Below are 750 nucleotides of genomic sequence, written 5' to 3'. Positions count from 1 at the left end.
GCCACATACCCACATGAACAACGGTAAGTACGTTCAGATAGCTTCATAGGTTTTTCTGCACCACAACAAGAACATTTTTTAGTCGAAGGGAACCATTTATCAATTTTCACAAGCTGTTTCCCTTGTTCTTTTAGCTTGTACGATAAGAATGTAGTGAACATGCCCCAACCATTGTCGTGAACGCTTTTACCAAAGTGAAGGGCTTGAGACATTCCTTTCATGTCCAAGTCCTCGATGATAACAGCGTCATAGGTTGATGCCAATTCTTTTGATTGATGGTGTAGAAAGTTCTTACGTTGATTGGCTGTTTTTTCTTGTAGTTCAGCCACTTTCAAACGTTGTTTTTCCCAACGTGCAGAACCTTTCTTTCTACGAGATAGGATGCGTTGTTCTTTTGTTAATTTCTCTAATGATTGTCGATAAAAACGCGGGTAATTGGCTTTCTCACCCTGTTCACTTTCGACATACAGACCGTCCATAGCGAAATCTAGCCCAACAACTTTCTGAATGGACACTGGTTTAATTTCTTTCTCGTATTCTGTCAAAATCGAAATATAGTATTTACCTGATTTTGTTTTAGAAATCGTACAAGATTTTAATTTATAATCCGTAGGGATTTCCCGATGTTGCTTGATTTTTACTAATTTCAGTTTAGGTAATTTGATATGACCATCTTGCAATTCGATATTTCCGTTCACTCGATTGGTTGTATAAGACTGTTTTGACTTACGGTTTTTGAACTTTGGAAAT

At 37.3% G+C, this 750-nt stretch carries 1 protein-coding gene; it reads right to left on the bottom strand.

The features are described from left to right. Positions 1-750: RNA-guided endonuclease InsQ/TnpB family protein (locus DDE80_RS14520; protein ID WP_108308655.1), on the bottom strand; the 750-nt coding region annotated here is incomplete at both ends.

The organism is Metalysinibacillus jejuensis (assembly GCF_003057615.1).
GTDB lineage: Bacteria > Bacillota > Bacilli > Bacillales_A > Planococcaceae > Metalysinibacillus > Metalysinibacillus jejuensis.
Note: the sequence above shows the minus strand (reverse complement) of the source record. Positions and strands in the feature narration are given on the sequence as shown.